Annotated in this window: 12 protein-coding genes; 6 read left to right on the top strand and 6 right to left on the bottom strand. The window is 67.5% G+C overall.

Features of this window, described 5'->3' with window-relative positions:
• Positions 1–59 precede the first annotated feature (59 nt).
• Positions 60–1187, top strand: coding sequence for a glycosyl hydrolase (locus tag OXR60_RS02320; RefSeq protein ID WP_267393653.1), 1128 nt, complete (start codon positions 60–62; stop codon positions 1185–1187).
• Between the two features lie 133 nt (positions 1188–1320).
• On the top strand, positions 1321–3456 hold the full coding sequence (locus OXR60_RS02325) for a TonB-dependent siderophore receptor (RefSeq protein WP_267393654.1): 2136 nt from the start codon (positions 1321–1323) through the stop codon (positions 3454–3456).
• A 79-nt stretch (positions 3457–3535) separates the two neighbouring features.
• Here the strand turns inward: OXR60_RS02325 and OXR60_RS02330 are convergent, their stop codons facing one another.
• The gene (locus OXR60_RS02330; protein WP_267393656.1) at positions 3536–3700 is read right to left on the bottom strand and encodes a hypothetical protein; all 165 of its coding nucleotides are present in this window, start codon (positions 3698–3700) and stop codon (positions 3536–3538) included.
• 46 nt (positions 3701–3746) lie between these two features.
• Between OXR60_RS02330 and OXR60_RS02335 the strand changes: the two genes are divergently transcribed.
• The 4 genes from OXR60_RS02335 to OXR60_RS02350 all read left to right on the top strand — a co-directional run bounded on the left by OXR60_RS02335 (position 3747) and on the right by OXR60_RS02350 (position 11127).
• Entirely contained in the window at positions 3747–4058 is a 312-nt protein-coding gene (locus tag OXR60_RS02335) for a hypothetical protein (RefSeq protein ID WP_267393658.1), read from the top strand.
• A gap of 345 nt (positions 4059–4403) precedes the next feature.
• Entirely contained in the window at positions 4404–7478 is a 3075-nt protein-coding gene (locus tag OXR60_RS02340) for a TonB-dependent receptor (RefSeq protein ID WP_267393660.1), read from the top strand.
• Positions 7479–7864: 386 nt separating this feature from the next.
• Entirely contained in the window at positions 7865–9574 is a 1710-nt protein-coding gene (locus OXR60_RS02345; protein WP_267393662.1) for an alkaline phosphatase family protein, read from the top strand.
• A 137-nt stretch (positions 9575–9711) separates the two neighbouring features.
• Complete coding sequence (locus OXR60_RS02350; protein WP_267393664.1) at positions 9712–11127, top strand: cytochrome c peroxidase; 1416 nt, start codon at positions 9712–9714, stop codon at positions 11125–11127.
• Between the two features lie 128 nt (positions 11128–11255).
• On the opposite strand, the gene OXR60_RS02355 is transcribed toward OXR60_RS02350, so the two are convergent.
• The 5 genes from OXR60_RS02355 to OXR60_RS02375 form a co-directional block, all read right to left on the bottom strand.
• Positions 11256–11525 (bottom strand): hypothetical protein, encoded by a 270-nt coding sequence (locus OXR60_RS02355; protein ID WP_267393666.1) that lies wholly within the window; start codon positions 11523–11525, stop codon positions 11256–11258.
• Between the two features lie 64 nt (positions 11526–11589).
• Complete coding sequence (locus OXR60_RS02360) at positions 11590–13032, bottom strand: NAD-dependent succinate-semialdehyde dehydrogenase (protein WP_267393668.1); 1443 nt, start codon at positions 13030–13032, stop codon at positions 11590–11592.
• A 67-nt stretch (positions 13033–13099) separates the two neighbouring features.
• Positions 13100–15079, bottom strand: a complete 1980-nt coding sequence (locus OXR60_RS02365) for a sialate O-acetylesterase (RefSeq protein ID WP_267393670.1) — start codon at positions 15077–15079, stop codon at positions 13100–13102.
• Positions 15080–15114: 35 nt separating this feature from the next.
• Entirely contained in the window at positions 15115–16626 is a 1512-nt protein-coding gene (locus tag OXR60_RS02370) for a carboxylesterase family protein (protein WP_267393672.1), read from the bottom strand.
• Positions 16623–20015 carry a LamG-like jellyroll fold domain-containing protein gene (locus OXR60_RS02375; RefSeq protein ID WP_267394069.1) on the bottom strand — a complete coding sequence of 1131 codons (3393 nt, stop codon included), beginning with the start codon at positions 20013–20015 and terminating at the stop codon, positions 16623–16625. Before OXR60_RS02375 ends, OXR60_RS02370 begins: the two co-directional genes overlap by 4 nt.
• Between the last annotated feature and the right edge of the window lie 73 nt (positions 20016–20088).

The following is a 20088-nucleotide window of genomic DNA, read 5'->3' on the forward strand; positions in this document are numbered from 1 at the left end:
TTGACAGCGGTAACGCATCTTGTTGGTAAGCGGAAAAAATAACGGCGAGGAGCACCGACGTGACCACAGATGGCGGGATGCGAGGCGGCGTCGAGGCGGGCGGATCAACGTCTTGCGTCGCCAACGATGCGCCTGGGGCGATGAAGGGGGCCGGCATTACCCGCCGCGACGCTATCGCCGCGTCGGCCGCGGCGCTGGTGCCGATGCGCGCCGCGTGGGCGGCGCCGGCGACGGGGCCGGGGAAGGGCGTGCTGAGCAACCCCCACGCGTCGGCCGAGGCGCGGGCACTCTACGCCTATCTATGGTCGATCTACGGCCGCCACACGCTGACCGGGCAGCAGGAGCAAAATTTCTCGCCCGCAGGGCCGCGCGGTGAACTCGACTATATCCAGAACGTCACGGGCAAGCAGCCGGCGCTGCTCGGGCTCGATTATATCGAGCCGAGCGACCAGCAGGGCGTGAACGAGCGCGCCACGGCGTGGCATGCCACCGGCGGGGTCGTCACCTTGTGCTGGCACTGGGGCGCACCTGACGTCGGCACCGGCTACGACAATGCCAAGAAGGACTTCGACGTCGCGCGGGCATTGATCCCCGGCACGGCGCAGAACGTCTTGATGCGCGAGCAGATGGCGCATGTCGGCGATCTGCTGACGGTGCTGCGCGACCGACGCGTGCCGGTGTTGTGGCGGCCGTTCCACGAATTCAGCGGCGACTGGTTCTGGTGGGGCAAGCATGGACCGGACGCGTTCATCGCGCTGTGGCGAATGATGTACGACTATTTCGTCGGCGTCCGACGCCTGAACAACCTGATCTGGGTGCTCGGCTGGGCGGGGCAGAACGTCGATCGCGCTTATTACCCGGGGCGCCGCTATGTGGATGTCGCGGGCGCCGACCTCTATGTCGAGGACCATGGCAATTTGAGTAGGATGTTCGGCCAAGTCAAAGCGATCGTCGGCGACAGCGTGCCGATCTGCCTGCACGAGAACGGACCGATCCCCGATCCGCAAGGGCTGGGCCCACAAGCGGACTGGCTGTGGTTCATGACCTGGCATACCCGCTGGCTGAAGGATCCCGCGCAGAATGCGCCCGATCTGCTCCGCGCTTATTATGGCTCGGAGCGCTACCTCACCAAGGATGAGCTGATTGCTGCCGGCCGTCATGCAGGCAGAGCAGCCAGAGCGGACTAGAGCGGGCTGAGCAGTGCCACGGTTCGCCCGCGGCAATCAGCACCGCCGCGGCGCCCAAGCAGATGCTGCTATTAAGATTGACTAGCATTAGCGATATTCATAGGGGCGATCGTCCTTGAGGGGGGAACGATCGATGATGAACCGAAAACTGGCCGCAGCCATTGCCGTGACGGTGTCGCACCTTGCGCTTTCGCTCCCGGCTCGCGCCGAGGACGATGCCGATCAGCCCCGCCGGGGTACCGATATCGTCGTCACGGGTGCCAAGGTGAACGAGACGGGGATCAACGACAGCGCGTCCGCAACCGGGCTCGACCTGTCGCTGCGCGAGACGCCGCAATCGGTGTCGGTGATCGATCGCGAGCGGATCGAGGATTTCGCGCTTACCAACATCACCGACGTGCTCGATCAGGCGGTGGGCGTGAACGTCAACCGCAACGAGACGGACCGGACCGACTACACCGCGCGCGGCTTTGCCGTCACCAATCGCCAGGTCGACGGGATCGGCCTGGCGGTGCAGACCGGTATCCAGCTCGGCGACGTCGATACCGTGCTGTACGAGCGCGTCGACATCGTCCGCGGTGCCAATGCGATCATGACCGGGGTGGGCAACCCATCGGCAACGATCAATTATCTGCGCAAGCGACCCACCGAACAGTTCCAGGCCAACGCGTCCGCCTATGGCGGATCGTTCGACATGTGGCGCGTCGAGGCCGACGTGTCGGGGCCGCTCAATGCCGCCGGCACCATTCGCGCGCGGGTGATCGGGGCGCATGAGGAGCAGGGCTCCTATCTCGACTATAATTCCACCAACCGCGATGTCGTAGCCGGGCTGCTCGCGTTCGACCTGACGCCGCGTCTCACCGCGACCCTTGGCTATTCGCGGCAGGACAATCGCGCCGACGGCGTGCTGTGGGGCGGGTTGCCGCTGGTGTTCGCCGACGGCACGCGCATTCCCTACAAGCGCTCGGCCTCCACCTCGGCGCCATGGACCTATTGGAACAACCTCGACCAGACCGCCTTTGGCGAGCTCGCCTGGAAACTGGGCGGCGACTGGGCAGTGCGCGGCGTCTTCACCTATCGCGATCTCAAATCCGATGCCAAGATACTCTACGCCTCGGGCGGGGAGACCGGGCCGGACCCCGTCACCGGAGACGGCGTGACCGGATCGGCCGGCCTCTACCCGTCCTTCTACAAGCAATATCTGATCGACGGCTATGCCTCCGGCAGTGTCGAGGCGTTTGGCCGCCGCCACCAGCTGGCGCTCGGCGTTTCCAACGGCTGGGCAAGCGACGTCGAATATGACGGCGATGCCGATACCGGCATCGATTATGGCGACATCCGCCAGCTTTCCTCCTTCACCCCCGCCGAGCCCAGCTTTGCCACGCCCGAGCTCCAGGCCCGCGTGCATGACCGGTTGACGCGCCTCTACGGTGCGGCGCACCTCGATCTCGCGGATAGGCTCAAGGGTGTGGTCGGCGTCTCGGCGATCTGGCTGCGCACCACCGGCACATCCTATGGTACCGACCAGTCTCGCAGCAACAGCGCGGTCAGCCCCTATGCGGGGCTGTTGTTCGACGTCGCCCCGCACCTGACGCTTTATGCAAGCTACACCGACATCTACAATCCGCAGACCGAGGTGGATGCCACCAACCGGCGGCTAGACCCCGCCAAGGGCACCAACATCGAGGCGGGGATCAAGGGCGACTGGCTCGAGGGCCGGCTGTACGCCACGGCCGCGGTGTTCCGGGCGCGGCAGACGAACCTGGCGAACTATGTGGGCACGTTCGACGGGACCAACGGCCCCGGGCCGATCGGCACCTCCTTTTATACCGGCAGCCGGGTCACGGCGGAAGGGGTCGAGGCGGAAGTCTCCGGCCGCATTACGGCGCGCTGGCTGCTCGCCGGCGGGTTCACCCACCTGCGGCTGCGCGACGACGATGGGAATGGCGCGCGGCTGTTCGTCCCCCGCGATACGCTCAAGGCGACCGCAACCTATCAGGTGCCCGAATGGCGCGATCTCAAGCTTGGCGCGAACCTGCGCTATCAGAGCGCAACGCGAGGGAGCGACGATACCAGCGGCTTGCCGATCCGCCAGGGCGGGTACGCAACGCTGGATCTGCTTGCCGGGGTTCGCGTCGCCAAGCGCGTCGAGGCCACGGTCAACCTTCGCAACGTCGGCAACGCCAAGTACATCAACTCGCTCGAATGGGGGCAGGGTTTCTACGCCGCGCCGCGCAGCGTCATCGGTACGCTGCGCTTCTCCTACTGAGGCTTGGCGGGCGATCGCTCGGCAACGATTGCCTCGCATGTCCGCGCACCGGCCGGCCGCGGGAGCGCGCGCTGGCGTCTCACCCTTGCGTGGGCGCGCTGCTGCGACGGAACTCGTCGGACGTCTCGTCGAGAAACACGTAGAGCGCGGCGATGCGGCCGTCGCGCACGATGATCACGTCCCAACCCGTATAGGCCGGCGCCTCGCCGGGGCGTGCCGATCCCCCAGGCGATGCGCCCCGCATTCTGCATTACCTGTGGGCTACCCTGGGGTGAATAGACGAAGTCCAGATGCGTCGCCCGCAGGTCGCCGGCAAAACTGCTGATCGCGTCGCGGCCGACAATCGCTCCGGGCGGCACGTACAGCACGCCGTCTTCGGCCCACAATTCCTCCACCGCTGCGCGTCGGCGCTCGGCGTCTGCTTCGCCAAAGACCTGCTGGAGATTGCGCGCGAGCAACTCCCGAATGCGGTCTGCGGATTCGGTGGTCTGCAACATCGTGAGGTCTCCTGTGCGAAAGATCCCGCTTTGGTCTTATACAGAATGCAGTGGATCTGCTCTTGCGAAAGCCGCGCTCGCTTCGTCTGTTTGTATCGCCTTTAGGGCCGAAAACTAGCGTCCGATAGGGTTGCGAGGATCACGTTTCCTGCAAATTCCCCTCCTTGTCCGAGACAGGCGCGCGATTGCCCAGCGCATCAAAGGAGCAGCTGGAAAGATGCTCATGTGCGATTGTTGCTTCTATATCACTGGTCCGCCACAAAACATGCAAATGGACAGGTTTTGGTATTGAACCTGAGGCAACGGCCGTGCGACCTAAGACGCTCAAGCAGCGAGGTCGTGCTGACGGGCGAGGTGGGCAGGGGCGGCGCCTGCCGAAAAGCCCGCGCGCCCAGCAGCCTGAGACGACGCAGCGAACAGGTTTCCGGGGGACATCAAAGGGAAATGCACATGAACAGATGGCACGGCTTGTTACTGGCTTCCACCTGCATCACGACGGTGTTTGCGGCACCGGCGATGGCGCAACAGACGGTTGATCCCACGGTTCAGGGCAGCCCTGCGACGAGCCCCGCCACGAGCGGCAACGAGGCCGCGCAGTCCACGAGCGCCGAGCCTGCGAGCGGGCAGGCGGCAAATCGCGACATCGTCGTCACCGGTTCACGCATCAATCGGCCGAACGCCACCGCCGCGGCGCCGATCACCTCGGTCACGGCCGACGAGATCCACCAGCAGGCAGCGGTGAACGTCGAGGACGTGCTCAACCGCGTGCCGCAGATCGCGCCGGACAGCCAGCAGAATTACCAGGATTCAGATGGCCGCCAGCGCATCAAGCTGCGCAACCTCGGCTTTGAGCGCACGCTCGTCCTGGTCGACGGCAAGCGCCTTGGCTCGATGAACGGCGAAGACGTCAACATGATCCCGACCTCGCTGCTCAAGCGCGTCGACGTGCTGACCGGCGGTGCCTCGGCGGTCTATGGTTCGGATGCGATCGCGGGTGTCGTCAACTTCGTTCTCGACAATGATTTCCAGGGCATCCAGCTCAACGGCAACTACAACTTCTACGCGCACGACAACAAGTCGAGCCTCGCCTCGCAGACCGCCGGCAACTACAACTTCACCCAGCCGACCCAGGGCAACACCTTCGACGGTGGCCGTTCGGATCTGACGTTGACCGTCGGCAAGAAGATGTTCGACGACCGGTTTCACATCTCGGCCTATGTCGATTATCGTCACAGCGATTTCGTGCCGCTGTCGGCGCGCTCCACGTCTGGCTGCTATCTGACGCAGACCGTGTCGGATAACATCGAAGGACCGCTCGGCTGCTCGACCTCGACCTACTCGCCCAACGGCTATGTAGCATCCCTGGCACCCAATGGCACCGGCGGCTACAACACCACCGGCACCTACATCAACAACCCGAACGGCACGCGCACCTTCGTGCCGTACACCACCGCGCTCGGCGACAATTACTACAGCAACTATTCGTACCAGCGCGCCGACGATCGGTGGAATGCCGGCACGTTCACCTCGTTCAAGATTTCGGATGCCGCCGAAATCTACGCGAATGCGATGTGGTTTCGCGATCAGTCGCAGAACTACTATCCGGCCGCCGTCAGCGGCTATGCGGCCAACGGCAGCACACCCTATACCCTCAGCTGCAACAATCCCTATCTGTCGACGTCACAGTCGCAGACGCTGTGCGGCACCGCTGCCGGCACCAGCGCCACCGTCCCGGTCGACCTGCGCTACCGTCTCACCGGCGCGCCGGACCAGGAGGACCGTTATCTCAACAACGGCCTGCGCATCTCCGCCGGTGTTCGCGGCGAGATCGCCCGCGGCTGGAGCTATGATGTCGGCGGCGTCTATGCCCGCAACCGCCAGGATTATGCCTGGGCCAATGCGGACTATGACAAGATCCAGAATGCGATCACCACGGTCAACAACAACGGCACGATCACCTGCGCCAATGGCGGTACGGACGGCTGCGTGCCCTTCGACCCGTTCAGCGCCAACTCGGCGACCAACAATACGGCGCTGTTCAACTATCTGATCAACGGCAGCTACGCGCACGACGTTACCGTCAACAAGCTCTACAACGTCGTCGCCACCATCCAGGGCGACCTTGGTACCTATGGCATCAAGAGCCCGTGGGCGAACCAGGGCGTCGCGGTCGCGTTCACGGGCGAGTTCCGCGAGGACCAGCTCAACAGCTATCTCGATGACCTGTGGATCTCCCGCTACGGCGGCAGCGATCAGAATCTGAGCCAGCATGCCTGGGAGGGCGGCATCGAGCTGCAGGCGCCGCTCGTCGAGCACAAGCCGTTCGCCGACCTGCTGCAGTTCAACGGCGCCTATCGCGCGTCCAAGTACAGCAGCAACCCGAGCACCTTCTCGACCTGGAAGCTCGAAGGGCTGTGGGCGCCGATCCCGGATCTCACCTTCCGCGGCTCGGTCAACCGTGCGCAGCGTGCGCCGACCGTGGTTGAGGCCTTCCAGGGCAAGAACGTCGGCTACGGTCGCCTGACCACCAGCTACCAGGACATCTGCGCGCCAACGGTGAACGCCAATGGCACCTATGGTGCCCCGGTCGCCTCGGCCCAGGCCTGCGCCGCGACCGGTCTTGCCGCCAACCTCTACGGCAGCCCGACCCTGCTCTGCCCGACGGACGTCGGCTGCACCTATCGCAGCGGCGACTTCACGGTGGATCCGGAGACGGCCTACACCAAGACCTTCGGCGTGATCGTCAAGCCGCGCTTCCTGCCCGGCCTGAGCTTCTCGGTCGACCGCTTCATGGTCGATCTCAACGACTCGATCGGCTACAACGACTATAGCTACTTCTCGACCGGCTGCGCCGCGACCGGCAACGCCTTTTTCTGCGACATGTTCGTCCGCAACCCGGACGGCACGCTCGATAGCGATCCTGCCACGAACCCGACCACGGGCTTCATCCGCCAGGGCACGACCAACTATTACAAGAGCAAGTCCTATGGCTGGGATTTCCAGGGGCAGTACGGCCTGCGGCTGGAGAATCTGGGCCGGCTCGACTTCGACTTCTCGGGCTCGCTGACGACCCTGGCGGGTGGCCAGGACTCCCCGATCCTCGCCAAGTACAATTGCGTGGGCTATTTCGGCGGCGGCTGCGGCCAGCTGATCCCGAAGTGGACCAGCAGCCTGCGTACCACCTACACCACGCAAGATCGCTTCCTCACGGCGTCGTTCAATTGGCGGCACCTCAGCTCGCTGACCAACGTCAGCAACTCGGGTGACACGAGCATCGGCTATGTGGAGGGTTCCACCCGGAGCGACTACTTCCGCATCCCGGCCTATGACTATTTCGATCTCGCGCTGAGCTTCCGCGTCAGCAAGGCCTATTCGATCCAGTTCTCGGCCAACAACATGTTCGATCGGACGCCGCCGGTGATCCCGAATTCGTACAGCTACAGCCTCTCGTACAGCAACACCTTCCCGCAGCGCTACGACGCGCTCGGCCGGCAGGTTGCGATCAGCATCACCGCCAACCTCTGATCCGCGGTGCGCGAATGAAGGAGCCCGCCTCGGCAACGAGGCGGGCTTTTTCGTGACCGATGTCCGGCGCACTCGGCCCCGCGGTGGCGATCTCCACTAGATGCGCAACTCGACGCCGTTCCAGCAACGGCGCACCCGCGCCGGTATTGCTGTACAGTTCCTGCGGCGACGCGATGTAACCCGCGCGACCAAAAGACGATGTGATGCGATTTTGATCTGATCGGTCATGCAGCTGTCACGTTGCCATGCTGTTGGAACAATACGGCAGGCATCCTGCCGCTCACATTGTTCTTTTGGCATGCCGGTAAATCCGCATTGATGACGCTTGTCGCTCTTCCGGGAGTGGGCGGGGAGCGAAGCAACGCGTTCGGCCAGGGAGTCTCGCGATGTTTCGTAAGGGGTTATATTCTTCCGCCAAGGTAGCGTGCATCGCATTGCTGCTGAGTTCGTGCGGGTCCGACGGCAGCGGCCCGGCGCCGACTCCGACGCCCACACCCACCCCGACGCCGGTCGCATCCGAACAGGATGCGCTGACCACGGCGACGCCGATCAAGCACCTTGTGGTGATCTTCGGCGAGAACCAGTCGTTCGACCATTATTTCGGCACCTATCCGTCGGCGACCAACCCGGCCGGTGAGCCGGGGTTCACGGCGGTCAGCGGCACGCCGCAGGTCAACGGCTATCTTCGTAATTCGACGCTGCTCACCAACAACCCCAACACCACCAACGCCAGCAACCTGGCGACCGGCATCTCGCCGTCGCTGATGAACCCGTTCCGCCTGGACCGGGCACAATATGACACGACCAGCCAGAACCATAATTACACGCCCGAGCAGCTGGCGACCGACAACGGCCGCATGGACGCCTTCGTCGCCAACACCGGCCGCGGCACCAGCGGCGGCGCTGGCGCGTTCGGAACCGCGGCGCAGGTGATGGGCTATTTCGACGGCAACACCGTCACCGCCCTGTGGAGCTACGCGCAGAACTTCGCGATGAACGACAATGCGTTCACCGACTCGTTCGGCCCATCAACGCCCGGTGCGCTCAACGTCGTCGCCGGCACCACCAACGGCGCGTCGAACGCTTCGGGCACCGGCACCGTCGCCGACGGGCAGGGCAGCTTCAGCGTGATCGGCGATCCCGATCCCAAGGGCGACACCTGCACCACCGGCACCAACCCGGTGATGATGGCCGGCAAGAACATCGGCGATCTGCTGAACGCCGCAGGCATCACCTGGGGCGGCTTCATGGGTGGCTTCGACCTCACCACGACCAACGCCAACGCGACCACCGCCTGCAAGCGCAGCACCGTCTCGCCCAACACCAGCCGCACGGTGGTGGACTACAGCCCGCACCACGCCTGGTTCCAATATTATGCCTCGACGCAGAACCCGCAGCATACGCGGCCGAGCTCGGTAGCGATGATCGGCCATACCGAGACCACGCTCGACGCGACCGGCTCGACCACGCCGGTGCATCACCAATATGACTACAACGACTTCGTCGCCGCGGTGAAGGCGGGCAACTATCCGTCGGTCAATTACATCAAGGCGCCGGCCTATCAGGATGGCCACCCGGGCAATTCCAACCCGCTCGACGAGCAGGCGTTCGTCGCCCAGACGATCAACTTCCTCCAGCAGCAGCCGGACTGGAAGAACACCGCGGTGCTGGTGCTGTATGACGATTCCGACGGTTGGTACGATCACCAGTCGCCCAACATCCAGTTCGGCTCGTTCGACGCCACCGCCGATCAGGTCACCGCGCCCGGCAAGTGCACCGGCCCATCCGCGCTGCAGGCGCTCGGCCTCACCGGCGCGCCGGTCAACGGCCGCTGCGGCCCCGGGTCGCGCATCCCGTTCCTGCTGATCTCGCCTTATGCCAAGGTGAACTACGTCGACAGCACGCCGATCACCCAGTCGTCGGTGGTTCGCTTTATCGAAGACAATTGGCTGAAGGGCCAGCGCCTCGGCGGGGGCTCCAACGACAGCGTCGCGGGGACGATCATGAACATGTTCGACTTCACCGCAGCGCCGCACACCACGCCGCTGTACCTCGATCCGGTGCTCGGCACCAAGGTCGCAAACCCGCCGGCCTGATCCTAGGCACCACCCGGTGCGGTACGCGCTGCACCGGGATCCATGAACCGACAGGACGTCGCGCCGGTTGATCCGGCACGACGTCCTGTCGTCGGTACTCTCCCGCGGTATCCCTGCGGACTTTGACAGGACGGCCGATGCCGAGCGCCTCTACCCCCGCCACGGCCCCCTCATCGCTCGTGCGGGCACGCCGCCTGCTCGTGCTCGCCGGGCTCGGCTGCATGGCCGCAATCCTCCTAGGCCTCGCCGTCATTCTGCTGAGGCCACAGGCTGCGCCGCGGATGTTCGATCGGCTAGTAGAGAATGTTACCGGCGCCAATCCCCACCCGGTGGTGCTGATCCGCCCGCCGGTGCAACCGCTCACCGCGCTGGCGACGATCGGCCAGCGCATCTTCAACGATCCCTCGCTGTCCGCCTCCGGCCAACAATCCTGCGCCTCCTGCCACAGCGCCGCACATGCCTATGGCCCGCCCAACGGCCGCTTCGTCCAACTCGGCGGTCCGCAGATGATCGCCGAGGGGCTGCGGCCGCCACCGACGCTGACCTATCTCTATCGCCAGACCGCCTTCGCGATCGGCCCAGCGGCCGACGAGGATGCGCCGATCCCGCTCGACCAGCTCGCCGCCCAGGCTGCTGGCACGCAGCGCGCAACCAAGGCCGCGGGCGTCGCCACCACCAGCGTCGCGCTGGTGCCGCGCGGCGGGCTGTTCTGGGACGGGCGCAGCGACACGCTGATGGCGCAGGCGACGGGGCCGATGATGGACCCGGCCGAGATGGCCAACAAGGACGTCGCCGATGTCGCGCGCAAGCTCGTACGCGCCGGCTATCCGCGGCTGCTCGAGCCATTGTTCGGCAAGGGGCTCGGCGGCAATGCCGAGATGCTGTTCGCCGAGGCGATGTCGGCGCTGTCGCGCTACCAGATCGAGGATCGCAGCTTCCATCGCTTCGACAGCAAATACGACCAGTGGCTGGAGGGCCATGCGCGTCTGAGCCACGCCGAGATGCGCGGGCTGCGGCTGTTCAACGATCCCGCCAAGGGCAATTGCGCCGCGTGCCACCTCAGCCAGCCGGGCGCCGACGGCATGCCGCCGCTGTTCACTGACACCGAATATGAGGCGCTCGGCGTGCCGCGCAACCGTGGCCTCGCCGCCAACCGCGATCCACACCACGTCGACATGGGGCTATGCGGGCCGCGCCGCACCGATCTCGCCCGCCAGACTCAATATTGCGGCATGTTCCTGACGCCGACGCTGCGCAACGCGGCGACGCGCGGCATCTTCTTCCACAATGGCGTCTACCACAGCCTCAGGCAGGTGCTCGATTTCTACAATCTACGTGCGACAGACCCGGCGCGGATCTACCCGCATGACGCCCGCGGGCATGTCGCGCTCTACGACGACCTGCCGGCGCGCTACCGCGCCAACATCGACACCGCCGATGCGCCGTTCGACCGAAAACCCGGCGAGCAGCACCCGATGACCGATGCCGAGATCGAGGACATCATCGCCTTCCTCGGCACGTTGACCGACGGCTATCGGGCTCGTGCCGGCTGAAGTAGCGGGAACGCATGTGGCCCCGGTCGTGCTGAGCTTGTCGAAGCACGGTGGGGCTTATCACCCTTCGACAGGCTCAGGGCGAACGGCGGGATAGGGCAGGCAGGCTTCATGCCAGGGCGCCGTGCTCAGCGCGGCGGCTCGGCGCTTTCGGTGAGTTCGACGACCTCAAAGCGATAGTCCTTCCAGCCGCGCTGCAGCGCCGCGTCGGCGGCCGCGGCCTTCTTGCTGGCAGCCTCCTTGAGCGACTTGGCATGGCCCCAGAACACCTCGATGCGGCCGCCGCCGAGATCGGCGACGATGCGCCAATAATGGGTGAAGGGCGCCGCGGTGGGGCCGATCGTCTTGCTATACCCGTCGGCCATCACCGCGGTGAGAAAGCGCTTCTTCTTCGCCATGGCGCCTCCATAGGCGGGTGACGGCGCCGGCGCACCCGTCACCCGCCTGACCATGGCGGTTGGCTCAGGCGATATGCACCGCCTTGGTGACGAGATGAGCCGCGATGCCCTCGGGACCGTCCTCCGAGCCGTAGCCGCTGTCCTTCATGCCGCCGAACGGCGCGTCGGCCCAGCTCATCCGAACGTTGTTGATTGCGATCATCCCTGCCTCGATCTCGTCGCCGAGCCGGTTCTGACGTCGGCCGTTCTCGGTGAAGCAATAGGCGCCGAGGCCATAAGGCAGGCGGTTGGCCTCGGCGATCGCATCATCGACGGTGGCGAAGGGGCGGATCAATGCGACCGGGCCGAACGGCTCCTCGTTCATCGCCCCGCTCGCCAGCGGCACGTCGGCGAGCACGGTGGGGGTGAAGAAGAAGCCGTCGCCATCTTCGTGGACGCCGCCGGTGAGCAGCCGTGCCCCGGCGCCGACCGCCTCGTCGATCAGCCCGGCGATCGCCTCGGGCCGGCGCGGATTGGCCATCGGCCCCATCTGCGTCCCCGCGTCGAGCCCGTTGCCGATCTTGAGCGCCTTGGCGCGCTCGGCAAACCCCTGCGCGAAACGGTCGTAGATGCCCTCCTGGACATGGAAGCGGGTCGGCGCGACGCAGACCTGGCCGGCGTTGCGGAATTTGTGCTGGACGAGAATGTCGAGCGTGCGGTCGAGATCGCAATCGTCGAACACCAGCACCGGGCCGTGGCCGCCGAGCTCCATCGTCGTCTTCATCACCGTGTCGGCGGCTAGCTTGAGCAGATGCTTGCCGACCGGGACCGAGCCGGTGAAGCTGAGCTTGCGGGTGACGGGCGAGGCGAGCAGCTGGCGCGACACGGCATCCGGCACGCCGAACACGAGCTGGGCGACGCCGGCGGGCAGGCCCGCATCCTCGAAACAGCGCAGGATCTCCACCGCGGCGCCCGGCGTCTCCTCGCTCGGCTTGAGGATCACCGAACAGCCCGCGGCGATCGCCGGCGAAAGCTTGCGGACCGGGTTCATCACCGGGAAATTCCACGCGCAGAACGCCGCGACCGGGCCGACCGGCTGGTGCAGCACCAGCGAGCGGGTGCCGACCGGGCGCGGCAGCACGCGGCCATAGATGCGCACCGCCTCGCCGGCGTGGAAGTCGAGCAGTGCCGCAGTGGCACCGACCTCGCCCTTGGCCTCGGCGAAGGGCTTGCCCTCCTCGAGCGTCGCGATCGTCGCCAGCAGATCGGCACGCTCGCGGACCAGCGCGGCGGTGCGCGACAGCACCGCGGCGCGTTCCTGCGGCGGTGTCGCCCGCCACAGCCGGAAGCCGCGCTCGGCAGCGTCCAGTGCGCGATCGAGATCGGCGCTCGTGGCGAGCGGCAGCGCCGCCAGCGTCGCGCCGGTGGCGGGATCAAGCACCGGCTGTGTCTCGCGACCCTCGGTGATCCACTCGCCATCGATATAGAGGCCGAGGCGGGTGGCGTAGCGGCTGTGAGGGTCGGTCATGAGGTCGGTCTCGCTCCAGTGATGCGTTCCGGGCGCATATAGGGAGAGATGGGCAGAGATGCCCGCTTCAGGGCGCGTCCACCTTCAGCTCGAACGGCACCGCGGGCAGGTCGTCGCTACTGTAGAGGTTGACCGGCGGCGCATCCGCCCAGGCATAGCGCACGCGGGTGACGGCGGCGGCATCATCCACCGCCAACGTCACAACATCGCCGGCCGCCTTGCCCGGCACGTAGCGGCAGCGCGTCGCGTCACACGCCTCGAAGCCGATCGCTACATCGGCGCCATAAGTGCGCAGCCCTGCGCCCGCGTCGCGGAAGCGGATCGCGAGCGTGTTGGTCCCGCGTGTTACCGCCAGTGCTTCAGGGCCGCCGGCGGCGATCGGCTCGCCATAAGCACGCGCCCGGGCGGCGCGGGCAAGCCGCTCGCCGACCACCGATTTCTGCGAGGGGTGGATATCGAAGCGATCGCCGACATCGAGCGCAGTCGCCAGCGCGGCATGCGCGTCGGCGCGGGCGACCTTGGCCTGGATATCGCGCAGCGTTGCCCAGTCGGACTCGCCGGGCTCGCTGCGCGGCAGGCCATAGGCGGCGAGCTGGACGATGAGGAAGGGCAGGGTGGGCTGCCCGGCTGCGCGCCGCCAGTCGGCCATCATCATCGGTAGCAGCGTCGCATAGTCGCGCGCGGCAGCGGTGTTGGACTCGCCTTGATACCAGGCAGCGAGCGTGTAGCCATAGCCGGCGATCGGCGCGATCATGCCGTTGTAGAGCGTGGTGAGGCTGTTGGGCACGTCCCATGGCGCCGGCGCGACCGACAGGCCGGTGGCGCGCGCGCCGAGCTGGTAGCGCCAGGCCCGATCCAGCGGGATCAGCGTGCCGTCACCCGTCTTGATGCCGCGTGCCTGCGGGTCGCCGGTCAGGCCGCCACCACCGAGCACCCGTAGCACGATCTCGTTGGCGCCGGCATGGAGCGTGCCTGCGGGCAGCGGATAGTCGCGCGTCGCCCAATTGGCGGTGCCGCTGCCGACCCGCTGGCCGTTGACCCAGCAGGTATCGAAGGTGTCGATCGTGCCGAGCAGAAGGGAGTTCGCCGCGGCTGCCTGCGTGGCGGTCAGCGTGATCCGCTGGCGCAGCCACATCACGCCATCGAAGCCGGCGAGCGCGGGAATGCCCGCCTCCTTCCATGACCCTGCCGGCGAGATGGACGGCCAGGCGGCGTCGTCGAAGCCGGGCGCGATCCAGGCGCGCTGCGACGCGGACCCGGCGAGGTGCGCGTCCCACCAGGCTTCCTGACGCCGGGCGTCGTCGGCCTTTGCGCCGGCCGGGTCACTGGCCAGCCGGGCTACCTGGCCGATGCCTGGGGCATAAGCCGGCAGCGTGCGCAGCGCCGTGGCGCTGATCCAGCCCTCGATGGTGGTGCCGCCCCAGTCGGCGGCGACGAAGCCGATCGGCACCTTCAGTGTCTTGCGCAGCGAACGAGCCATATAGAAGCAGACGGCCGAGGCGTCGCCAACGGTGTCGGGGGCGGCTGTCTTCCAGGCCACGGCATCGCGCAGATCGGCGAGCGGCGCTGGCTCGCTGGCCTTGGTGATCGTGACGAAGCGCAAGCCCGGGTCGGCCGGCGCACCGAGGCCGCTCCATGCACCGGTGGACAGCCGCGCCGGGAATTCCATGTTCGACTGGCCCGAGCACAGGTAGACGTCGCCGACCATCACGTCGGCGAGCCGCGCCTGCGCGCCGCCGGCGGTGGCGGTCAGCGCATAGGGGCCGCCGGCATCGTGGGCAGGCAGCGTGGCGCGCCACGAGCCGCGGGCATCGGCCCGCACCGACGCCGCCGCGTCGCCCAGCGTGACGCGGACCGTGGCGCGCGGCTTCGCATAGCCCCACACCGCGATCGGGCGGCCGCGTTGCAGGACGGCATGATCAGTGAAGATGCGGGCGAAGCGCGGCGCGTCCGTCGCAGCTGCGGGAGTTACCTGGCCTTGGGCGAAGGCAGGCGTGCTGGCGAGCGTCAGCGCGACGAGGGCAGGGACGAGCCGGGCTGCGGACATGAACGCTCCTTTGGATCCAGACGGTGAATGACCGCTCAGGGGTAGACGGCCCAGGAACAGGGCGCCGTGCCGCCGTCCTGCCGCATGCCTGCCCCGGTCGGTGCAAAGGCGAGATAGCGGCCCGAGGGGCCGTGGCCGTCCCACCGAACGAGCCCTGCGCCATTGGGATCGCCGGCCCGGATGAAATTCGCCCAATAGGCCTGGAGCGGCGCGGCATCGGCCGGGATGCCCTGCTCGCCCGGGTTGCCGAACACGTAACGCAGCTCGCTGGCGTGCGACACGGTGGCGCCATAGCCGAACCGGTAGCGCCAGACCGGCACGCCCGCCCGGGTCCGGGCGGTGGCGACCAGGCTGGTGGGGCAGGTGAAGACGACATCGGTGGCGGCGTGGAGCGTCGCCGGGCCGAACACGGGATCGTCCGCGGGCAGCGTTGCGCCGGCCAGCCCGTAGAGTTGGGCCGCCTCGGCGCCGTGGCCGGGATAGGCGCGCGCAAGCGCGGCACGCGCGGTCGCGGCATCATCGTAGAAGCCGATCTCGCGGGCATTGGCGCCGATCAGCAGCGGCACGCGGGCCCCCGCGCCGCGCGCGAGGGTGATGGCTGGCGGCTCGGTGATGACATGGCCGTCGATCGTGGTCTGCAGCCATACCGTGCCCGGCTCGGGCAGGCCGTTCGGCGTGTGGATCCGCCGCGCCGCGGTGAGCAGCCGATCGGCAGGCAGCGCGCGCAGCGCATCGGCAGTGGCCGCGGGCGCGCCGGCGAGGGTCGCGATCTCGTCCCCGATCGCTTCGCTGGTCGCCAGATCGCGGGTGGGCCAGCCAAAGCCGGCGGTGCCGCTCTCTTCGATGGCGCCGGCGAACAGGCCGGCGGCGAGCGGCGACACCTGCTGCAGCCCGACATCCTGCGCACCGGCGGATTCGCCACCGATCGTCACCCGCGCCGGATCGCCCCCGAACGCCGCGATGTTGCGGCGGACCCAGCGCAGCGCCGCCTGCTGGTCCATCAATCCGTAATTGCCCGAGGCATGATCGGGGCTTTCGGCGGTCAGCGCCCGATGCGCCATAAAGCCGAGCGGGCCAAGACGATATTGCACCGAGACCAGCACGATCCCGCGCTTGGCGAGCGACGACTGTACCGTCCCGGCGCCGCCACCGGCCTTGTTGCTGCCGCCATGGATCCACACCAGCACCGGCAGCGGCGTTGCCGGCTTGAGCGCGGGGGTGCCGATCTCGAGATAAAGGCAGTCTTCGGTGCTGCCATCCGCATTGGCCTTGTTCCAGCCGTCGTCGAGCTGCGCACAGGACGGCGCCGCGCCGCGCGCGGCGCGGACGCCCTGCCATTGCGGCACCGCCGCGGGTGGCCGCCAGCGCAACGGCCCCACCGGCGGCGCGGCGAAGGGCACGGCGCGGAAGATGGTGCGGCCGTCCGCCAGCCTCTCGCCGGCGATCCGCCCGCCCTCGACGGCGACGACCGGCGCATCCGCGGCCATCGCGCTTGCCGGCATCGCCGCCCCGGCGAGCGCGGCGGCGGCGACAAGGCGGACAATCATCGGATCGGCACGGCCGCGGCGGCGACGTTCCAGCCGCGCAGCGTCACCCGCGCCCCCTTGGCCTTGCTGCTCGGATAGCGGATCGTCACCTCGCGGGTCTCGCCGGGCAGCAGCGACACGTAATTGTCGCTGAAATAGGCCGGCAGCACCTGGCTGCCATCGGCGTTCATCACCGTCAGCTTGGCCTCGAGCGCCGGGGTCTTGGTGCGGTTGGCGAGGCTTACCCGTACCTCCGTCTCGTCGTTCACCACCGTGCGGCTGACGGTGGTGGCGAGCGGGACGGACGTGAGGTTGGTGAGCGCCTGATAGGCGGCATCGTCGGCGCCCTGCCAATAGAGGTTGCTCGACAGCTCCTTGCCGTCGCCGCCCACGGCGGTGAGGCGGATCAGCGCCATGCCCTTGCCGGTCAACCCCGGCAGGTCGAGCGCCAGCGCGTCGGCCACCCCTTGTGCGGGCACCGAGACGCTTGCCTCGCGATCGAGCAGCGGCTCGTTGCCGAGGCCCACGACATGCGCGCGCACCGTCACCCCGGTGAGCGCGGCAAGCCCGTTGTTGACCAGCACCACCTTGCCGTCGGGCAGGTTCATCTGGACGTGGACCGGCTCCGACGCCTTCTTGACGCCGTAGAAGCTCGCCTGCGTATCGTAATCCGACGAGAAGATGTTCCAGGCCGACGACGGCCAGGCCGGCTGGGTCATCCACAGCATCCGCGCCGAATTGACGCTCCACAGCCCGGCGTTGAAGCCCTCGAAGATGGCGCGGTACGATTCATACTGCATCATCTGCGCCTTGCGTTCGAAGTCGGGCAGGCTGGTGCCCGCGCCGAACCGCTTCGCCAGCGTGTCGGTATAGGTCTTTACCGCGCCGTTCCCGGTCTGGTGCCAGTCATGATAGGCCCAGGCGTCGCTGATCGGCCATTGATCGGCCGGCGCCATCGTCCGCTGCCAGGATTCGAGCGTCGGCAGCGACGGCGTGCCGTCCTCCACCGAAAAGCCGCGGGCATGGGTGGTAAAATAGGTCTCGGGCGGCTGCCAGTTGTAGGGCCCCGAGTTCTGCAGGTTCACCCGGTTGGACGAGCCCATGTACAGGCGGGTGCCGTCTTCCTCATGCACCAGATTCTGCAGGCTCTCGTTGAGCGCCGGCTGGGGCACACCCTCGTTGCGCCCGAACCAGACGACGATCGACGGGTGGTTGCGGAACCGCTTCACCACGTCGGTGGCGTTGGCCATGAACACGTCGGGGACGTCGGTCTCGATGTTATAGTCCTGGGTCGACTCCCAGAAGTCGGACAGGACCATCATGCCATATTCGTCGGCGAGGTCGAAGAAGGTGTCCTCGGTGTCCTGGCCCACCCAGTTGCGCACGATGTTGAGATGCGCATCCTTGTGGAGGCGGAACATCGGCTCGAGGCGAGCGCGATCAACCCGCTTCATGAAATCGTCCATGCCGATGTTGCCGCCGCGCGCGGCGATCCGCACGCCGTTGACGCGCAGCACCAGATGGGGCGACAGCCCGGGTGCATCGACCAGCGGGGTGACGGCCGCGCTCTTCTCGGCGCCGGGGTAGAGGCTAGCGGCCCAGCCGTTCGGCACCTTGCGGATCCCGGTGTGGCTGCCGTCGACGATCGGCTGCGGCCCCAGCGCGCGGGCGCGGGTGAGATCCACCGTGACGCGCTCGAGCTCGCCGCCCTGATCCATCAGCGAAAGATCGTAGGTCACCTGGCGCATGCCGAAGCGCAGCTGCTTGGTGTCGCTGGTCGCGCCGTCGACGCTGGTGGTCAGCGTCAGATCGTGGAGCGCCGCCTCGCCATAGCCGTTGGGCCACCACAGCCGCGGATGCTGGACGGCAAGCTGCGCGAACTCGGACGGGCGCAGCACGACATCGCGGTGCTCGCCGGGGGCGAGGCTGACCTGCTTGTCGACGGTGACGTCGTCAAACCGCGCGCGGACGGTGGCGGCGACCGGCCGGTCCGAGCGGTTGGCGACGGGGACGGTGATCTCCACCTCGGCCACCGAATTGTCGGCGCGGGGCAGTGCGGTGACGACATGGGCATCGCCGATCTCGGCGGCGCCGGTGGCGCGCAGGGTGACGCCCTGCCACAGGCCGGTGTTGCGATCGCGGATGGTCGGGATCCAGTCCCAGCCCTCGGTGGCGACGAAGGTCGGGCCGTCGAGCATCATCATGCCGCCGTTCTCGCCGACGCCCGAGGTGAGCGATTCCTCCTGGTTGAGCCCGGGATGCGGCGGCGGCGACACCCGTACCGCCAGCGCATTGTGGCCGGGGAGCAGCTTGCCGGTGACGTCGAAATGACCGCGGATGAAGGCGCCCTTTATCGTGCCGAGCTTGGCGCCGTTGAGCCACACCTCGGCGGCATAGTTGACGCCCTTGAAGGTCAGCAGCTGGCGCTGCTGGGTCGCCGCGGCGGGCACGTCGAACTCGGTGCGATACCAATAATCCTGGCGCGCCAGGCTTTCGGGAATGGCGGTGTTGTTGAGACCGAAGCCGGGGTCCGGATAGACGCCGCGATCGACCAGCGTGGTCAGCACGGTGCCGGGCACGGTCGCGGGATACCAGCGGCCCGCATCGAAGCCGGCGCGGCTGATCGCGTCGCCCGGCGCTGTGACCTTGGGCGCTTCCGCGAGGCGCCAGCCGCCGACGGTCCATTCGCCGGCGCCCGCCGCGGCGATCGCGGGGCTGGCGGTGACCGGCTTGGCGACCGGCTTGCCGAGCGGCGCGCGCGACGTCGGCAGCGTCCAGGCATCCTGCGGCGCCGTCTGCCCATACATCTGGCGGACCTGGACCGGCCAGGTGGGACTGCCGGTCTGGAAAACGAGGGTGGCGGGATCGGGCGCGGTGCGCGCGGCGGTGCGCAGCGAGGCGGCGCTGGCCGCGGTCGAATCGAGCCGGAAATCGGCGATCCGGCCGGCGAATGCCGGCCCGGCGCCGCGCGGGCCGAGCAGCGCGGCGGGAGCGACCGGGGCCGCGGCGAGGCGGCGTTGGCCGACCTGGCGGCCATCGACATACAGACGGGCGATGCCGCCGCTCATCGTCGCGGCGATGTGATGCCAGCCGCGGCTCGGCAGCATCGCCGGGGCGGCTAACGTGTCGGCCTCGGTGACCAGCGCCGGGCGGCCATCGACCAGCGCGATGAAGCGCCGCGGCCCGGCAGCGGGATCGCCGAAGCCGGCGACCAGCACAGTGCCGGGGTCAGAGCGGGAAGGCTCGATCCAGGCCGAGAGCGTCCATTCGGCCACGCCGATCGGTGCCGCATTGTCGCCGCCGATCGCCTTGGCATAGCTGTCACCGCCGGCCGGCAGGGTGGCGTTGATCGGCCCGTAGGTTTGCGCCGCCACCGGAACCGCCCACGCGATTGCCCACGCAGATGCCATCACGCCCAGTCGCATTGTCTATCCCCTCAGTGCCGATCTCTTTCGGTCGCGCCCGGTTTGACGCACCGCGACG

It is taken from the genome of Sphingomonas sp. GC_Shp_5, assembly GCF_026540855.1.
In the GTDB taxonomy this organism is placed as follows: domain Bacteria; phylum Pseudomonadota; class Alphaproteobacteria; order Sphingomonadales; family Sphingomonadaceae; genus Sphingomonas.

Bases quoted from the DNA above. Each gene is read 5' to 3' on its own strand.
- OXR60_RS02365 (WP_267393670.1), bottom strand. From the start codon at position 15,079: ATGTCCGCAGCCCGGCTCGTCCCTGCCCTCGTCGCGCTGACGCTCGCC.
- OXR60_RS02335 (WP_267393658.1), top strand. From the start codon at position 3,747: ATGCGTCGCCCGCAGGTCGCCGGCAAAACTGCTGATCGCGTCGCGGCC.
- OXR60_RS02370 (WP_267393672.1), bottom strand. From the start codon at position 16,626: ATGATTGTCCGCCTTGTCGCCGCCGCCGCGCTCGCCGGGGCGGCGATG.
- OXR60_RS02325 (WP_267393654.1), top strand. From the start codon at position 1,321: ATGATGAACCGAAAACTGGCCGCAGCCATTGCCGTGACGGTGTCGCAC.
- OXR60_RS02360 (WP_267393668.1), bottom strand. From the start codon at position 13,032: ATGACCGACCCTCACAGCCGCTACGCCACCCGCCTCGGCCTCTATATC.
- OXR60_RS02345 (WP_267393662.1), top strand. From the start codon at position 7,865: ATGTTTCGTAAGGGGTTATATTCTTCCGCCAAGGTAGCGTGCATCGCA.
- OXR60_RS02330 (WP_267393656.1), bottom strand. From the start codon at position 3,700: ATGCGGGGCGCATCGCCTGGGGGATCGGCACGCCCCGGCGAGGCGCCG.
- OXR60_RS02340 (WP_267393660.1), top strand. From the start codon at position 4,404: ATGAACAGATGGCACGGCTTGTTACTGGCTTCCACCTGCATCACGACG.
- OXR60_RS02350 (WP_267393664.1), top strand. From the start codon at position 9,712: ATGCCGAGCGCCTCTACCCCCGCCACGGCCCCCTCATCGCTCGTGCGG.
- OXR60_RS02355 (WP_267393666.1), bottom strand. From the start codon at position 11,525: ATGGCGAAGAAGAAGCGCTTTCTCACCGCGGTGATGGCCGACGGGTAT.
- OXR60_RS02375 (WP_267394069.1), bottom strand. From the start codon at position 20,015: ATGGCATCTGCGTGGGCAATCGCGTGGGCGGTTCCGGTGGCGGCGCAA.